Source organism: Helicobacter cetorum, assembly GCF_900198405.1.
Taxonomy (GTDB): Bacteria; Campylobacterota; Campylobacteria; order Campylobacterales; family Helicobacteraceae; genus Helicobacter; species Helicobacter cetorum_C.
Genome location: NZ_FZMR01000048.1, coordinates 1 through 5,565, shown reverse-complemented (window position 1 = coordinate 5,565; position 5,565 = coordinate 1). Strand labels below are relative to the sequence as shown.

Genomic DNA, 5,565 nt, shown 5'->3' with positions numbered 1-5,565 from the left:
CTTCTCTTTTAAAAGTGATTTCATTGTTGCTATAGCCTTGATTGTGCTTGTAGAGATAGTATAGCTCTATCATTTGCTTGTCTAATATCCTATCTTCACTCATTGTCTTTTCACCCACGATTAATATACCATTAGGCATAAGGCTATGATAAATCTTTTTGAGTAACATTTCTCTCTGCATAGGGCGGATAAATTGCAACACAAAAAGCAAAGAAAACGCATTCGCTTCTTTGAACTCAACATCTAAAAAATTCGCACATTCAAAATTCACATTTTTAAAATCTTTTAATTTTTCTTGGGCTTTTTTAAGCATAGCCATTGAATTATCAATACCTATCAATTGTATTTTATGATTTTCTTTGAGCTGTTTGTTTAAAGCGATAAAAAAGTTTCCGGTAGAACAGCCCAAATCATAAATCAAGGGTTTTTCATTTGTGGTCTCTTTTAAATTTTGAGCGATAAAATACGCCCCTAAATTTAACATTTCATTATAATAAGGAATGGAACGCCCCAGCATATCATCAAACACTTCAGCGACCTTTTCATCAAAACAAAAGCGTTTGTTTAAGGCATTATTAAATAGAGTGTCTTTCATCAAAAATCTTTTTTAGTTTATTATAACGCAAGCTTAGGGTTTTTTATCAAGCACTCCATAGATGGAGCAATCTTGATTTTTTTAGGGATTTCTAAGATTTCAAAATCTATACGCTTATTTATCCTTTTTATTTCTCAAACTCAGCGTGTTTGTGCGGTGCCTCTAATAATCACCGTGTTATAATCAGGCTGAACGGGGCGTTGGTTGGGCGAATCTTTCATATATTTTTTAATCTCAGCAAGCTGTGTGCTAGAAAGTTCTAAAGGATTTTCTATAACAAACCATGCCACACCCTCAGTGCAAGGAGGAGCTGTAAGAGAGCCATTAAAATGGAAGTAGCTGATTTGTTTTTCTAAGAAGGCATAAAGAGCAATGGGCTTAGCTTTTTTTACATTTTTTGTTTTAGCTGCCTCTAAAATCGGCTTTAAGAATGGGTTTTCATGCCCCTCTTTAAAGCCAATCGCCACCACAAGCAAACGCCCTTGCTTATCCTTATGCACAAAATGAGCACTTAAAGGTCTTGTTTGACCTTTGATGAGAAATTCCATTGGCGTATGAAAATGCACATTATCTAGCACATAGGTATGCCCACGATATTTAATATTATTGTCTGGGGCAAAACTTACTTTTAAAGTGTGGTGAGTGCAAGCTATTTTGGATGGTTGAGAAACATTATAGTGAAACACCAAGTCAGCTTTGTCCTTAGTATCGTAATAATGCTCAATGTTGATAGGAGATTGGCTTTTACCACTTGCACAAACTTCAAAATCTCTATGCAACTTGTCCCAATTACTCGCTCCCTTAGAGCCATTTTCTTTATAGTCCCATTTAGCATCAGCGTTTAAAAGGGTTGTGGTGCTTAAAAGGGCTAAGGCGATGAATGAATAAAATCTTTGATTAATTTTCATAAAATATCCTTTTTTGTTGAGATGAATACAACGATAAAATTCTATCATTTGAAAGGATATTAACAGAAACTAAAAGTTATATTATTTGAAAGTTAAAAACTTTTATTCAAAAAAGTTTCAAATAGTAATGTATTTAAATCATGCATGATGATATTTGAGATAAAAGCGTTAAAATCTAGTGTTCTAAATAGATTAAATATGTTTTAAAAAATATTTTTTATTTTTATAAATATTACATATTTTTAAAAAACCCATTAAAAAAGAATGGTTTCGTTAGATTTAAAATAGCCCTAAATTCGTTACAATAACACAACTTATTAAGCTACTTGAAGGATAGGCACTATTAGCATGTTCAAAACAAATATTGATTTGCATAAAGATTCCATTAGGAAGTTGTTTTTTTATTATTTTATTCCTTTGGCTTTCTCTATGATTTCTTTATCCACTTATTCTATGATAGATGGCATGTTTGTAGGCAGAAAATTAGGCAAAGAGGCTATTGCAGCAGTCAATATTGCATGGCCTATTTTTCCGTCGCTTGTAGCATATGAATTGCTCTTTGGCTTTGGGGCAGCTAGTATTGTAGGGTATTTTTTAGGGAGGGATAAAACCCATAGAGCTAGGCTTGTTTTTAGTAGCGTATTCTACTTTGTCGCTCTTAGCACCTTTATTTTTAGCATGGCATTAATGCCTTTTAGCGAAACTATCGCACGCCTTTTTGGAAGTAATGATGCTTTATTAGAAATGTCTTCGCACTATATTAAAATCATTCTTATGGGAGCAGTTTTTATGGTCTTACACCCCTTGGCTGATGTCTTTGTGGTGAATGATAAACGCCCCATTTTAGCTATGGTAGCTATGCTTATAGGCTCATTGGCGAATATCTTTTTCAACTACTTATTTATTTTTGTTTTGGAAGTGGGGGTTCAAGGTAGTGCATACGCTACAATTATAGGGCATGGAATTGGCTTTCTAGTCTTAATGCAACATTTTTGGCGCAAAAAAGGTCAATTATATTTCATTAGGCGTTTCTCTCTCTCAGCAGTCATTTCATCAGCTAGAAGTGGTGTGCCTCAAAGCACCGCAGAGTTTAGCTTTGCTATGATGATTTTAATTTTTAATACCGCTATTATGCACACCGCAGGCGAGAGATTTGTAAGCATGTATGGCATTATCATGTATAATGCGGTTATCTTTTTTACCACTTTATTTGCGATTTCTCAAGGTATTCAGCCTATTGCGAGCTTTAGCTATGGAGCAAGGAATTTAGAGCGGGTTAAAGCCGTGTTTGCTTTTGGCTTAAAAGTGGCGTTTTTAGTGGGGGTTTCAATTTATAGCATTTATTACTTCTTAGATGAATATTTGATCAGAATGTATTTGCAAGCTAACGAGCAAGATTTAAGTTTCATTCAAGAAACCAAAAAAGCGATGAATGTATATTATATTGGCTATATCTTTTTAGGCATGACAATTTTATGCGCTGTGTTTTTCCAATCTATCCAACGCACTAGAAGTTCATTTATTATCACTCTTTCACACACGCTCTTTTATATCATCATTTTATTACCCATAATGAGCTATTTTTATGGGATTAAGGGGGTTTTTGCAACTTATCCTATCGCACAATGCTTGGCATTTTTTACTGCAATGGGCATAACCTATTACGAAGTCAAAAAAGGGGTTTTTACTTCCTATGAAGAACAAAATTTTCTCAAAAAGGCTAAGAGATGAAATCTCTTATAGTGCTTTTTAGTGGGAATGGGAGCAATTTAGAGGCATTAGCTAAAAACTTGCATAACAAGTATTTTAAAGACGCTCACAACAATTCTATAAAAGTTCAAATCAGTCTGTGCGTGAGTGATAACGCCAAGGCGTATGGACTAATGCGTTGCAAAGCATTGGGTTTAAATCATCAAGTTTTAGAATACCACCATTTTACTTCACGCATTTTTTATGAGCAAGCACTTTTAAAAATTTTAGAATCTTATGCATGCGATTTAATTATTTTAGCTGGGTTTATGCGTATTTTAAGCGGATATTTTTTAAAAGAAAAGGTTTGTCTTAATATCCACCCCTCACTTTTACCCCTTTATAAAGGTCTGCATGCTTTAGAGCGTAGTTTCAAGGGGGCAGAGTGTTATGCGGGCGTGAGCGTGCATTATGTGAATGAAGAATTAGATAGCGGAGAAATCATCTTACAAAAAAGCTTTCAAAAAAGTGCTTTTAAGACTTTAGAAGACTTTAAAAAACAAGTGCATGCTATAGAGCATAGACTTTATAGTCAAGCGGTGTTAAAAGTTTTAGGATTGCATGCATGAATGCGGAATTTTTAGTCTTTTCTCTCATCACGCTTTTAATCGTTCTAGCACCTTATGTGGCTAGAATATCACGCTTGCCTGTAACCGTCGTAGAAATCTTATTTGGAGCTTTTGGTTCGTATATAGGGCTAGTCAAGCATACCAAAGGCTTTGAAATGATGGCAGAAATAGGGTTTTTATTTTTAATGTTTTTATGCGGTTTAGAAGTAGAAATTTATCTGTTTAAAAAGCTTGGGGCTAAACTTTTAAAACGCATTTTGGCGTATTTTTTAATCGTTTATACCCTTTCATTTTCAGTTACTTGGATTTTTGAGCTAGAGCCTATTTTCATTGTAATTTTTCCTATTATTAGTTTGGGTATGATTATGACCCTAGTTAAAGACTATGATAAAGAATTAGCATGGCTTGATTTGGTGCTAAAGGTGGGGGTTTTAGGGGAGCTATTAAGCATTATTTGCTTGGTGGTAGTAGATGGAGCGTATTCGCATGGTTTAAGCTCAGATTTATACCAAGACTTAGGGATTTTAACCGCTTTTTTAGTGCTAATTATGGGGATTTTCCAAGTGTGCAAAACGCTGTTTTGGTGGTTTCCTAATCTAAGGCTTATTGTCATGCCTAAAAATAATCAGTTCAATCAAGATGTGCGCTTTTCTCTCATGCTCTTTTTTTCGCTCGTGGCTATTGTGGTATGGTTGAAATTAGAAATGGTTTTAGGGGCGTTTTTAGCCGGACTTATTGTTTCTACCTTTTTTTCTGATAAGCATGAATTGTTTCACAAGTTAAATGATATAGGCTTTGGATTTTTTGTGCCATTATTTTTTATCCATGTAGGCTCAACTTTAGATTTGGCATTAGTCTTTCAAAAACCGCATTTAATCATTCAAGGGGTTTTAATCGTGTTAGTGATGATAGGCTCGCATTTAATCGCCTCTACTCTAGTGTGGAAAAACTATTTTGAAAACACTACTTACACTCTTTCATTCGCTTTAGGAGCATCCATGCCCTTGACTTTTTTAGTAACCACTGCTGCAGTGGGTCTAAAAGCTCAAGCTATCACGCAAAGCACCTATTATGCCCTACTTATGGCAGCGATTTTTGAGGGAGTGCTATTTACCATTATAATAAAAATGCTTAATAAGAAAAAATAAACTTTATTGATTGTTTCTGCTATTTATCTTCTTTAGGGGCAAATAAGTAATTATCAAATGGAAAAGATTTTACTTGTTGGTAGCCCAAGCCATTTAAAATACCAAACACCTTTTCTTTATTATCTTTAAAAGTCTCAATAAAAATAATAGGTCGGTATTTTTTCAAAGTTTCTAAAGCGCCTTCAAGCATTTCAATCTCATGATTTTCCACATCAATTTTTATAAAATCAAGCCTTTCAAAACCATAATCTTTTAAATTGATTGAATCTAGGGCGATTAATTTAAAAGCACCATTTTCATCTTGAGTAAGATTTGTTCCACCAATATTGTCTGAATGAAAACCAATCGTATTGCCAAAACGGCTATCAGCAACAATACTAGCATTAATACTTTTATTGGATAGCCCAACATTAAGTGGTGTGATAATATTTTGCAAATGATTTAAAACGATATTTTTTTCTAAAATTTCAAAGGTAGAACAAATAGGTTCAAAGGCTAGAATTTTAGTCGCTTTGCATTCTAGGGCAAAATAAAGCGAGTGATTACCAATATTCGCCCCCACATCTAAAATATATAACCCTTCTTTGTCTTTATTG

6 protein-coding genes are annotated in these 5,565 nt (G+C 34.0%); 3 read left to right on the top strand and 3 right to left on the bottom strand.

Going from position 1 to position 5,565, the window contains the following annotated elements:
• The coding region (gene cmoA, locus C6H25_RS08510; RefSeq protein WP_104748984.1) for a carboxy-S-adenosyl-L-methionine synthase CmoA at window positions 1–595 on the bottom strand (595 nt) is incomplete at its 3' end.
• Between the two features lie 140 nt (window positions 596–735).
• Window positions 736–1,503 (bottom strand): carbonic anhydrase family protein, encoded by a 768-nt coding sequence (locus C6H25_RS08505; RefSeq protein WP_104748983.1) that lies wholly within the window; start codon window positions 1,501–1,503, stop codon window positions 736–738.
• 348 nt (window positions 1,504–1,851) lie between these two features.
• Between C6H25_RS08505 and C6H25_RS08500 the strand changes: the two genes are divergently transcribed.
• From C6H25_RS08500 to C6H25_RS08490, 3 genes are read left to right on the top strand one after another with little or no spacing between them, the layout of a single operon-like run.
• Complete coding sequence (locus C6H25_RS08500; RefSeq protein WP_104748982.1) at window positions 1,852–3,234, top strand: MATE family efflux transporter; 1,383 nt, start codon at window positions 1,852–1,854, stop codon at window positions 3,232–3,234.
• On the top strand, window positions 3,231–3,821 hold the full coding sequence (purN, locus tag C6H25_RS08495; RefSeq protein WP_104748981.1) for a phosphoribosylglycinamide formyltransferase: 591 nt from the start codon (window positions 3,231–3,233) through the stop codon (window positions 3,819–3,821). The genes C6H25_RS08500 and purN overlap by 4 nt, the downstream gene beginning before the upstream one ends.
• A complete protein-coding gene (locus tag C6H25_RS08490; RefSeq protein ID WP_104748980.1) occupies window positions 3,818–4,969 on the top strand; it encodes a cation:proton antiporter in 1,152 nt (383 codons plus the stop codon). The genes purN and C6H25_RS08490 overlap by 4 nt, the downstream gene beginning before the upstream one ends.
• A gap of 19 nt (window positions 4,970–4,988) precedes the next feature.
• Here C6H25_RS08490 and C6H25_RS08485 read toward each other — a convergent pair.
• On the bottom strand, window positions 4,989–5,565 hold a 577-nt coding region (locus C6H25_RS08485), incomplete at its 5' end, for an FkbM family methyltransferase (protein ID WP_233707370.1).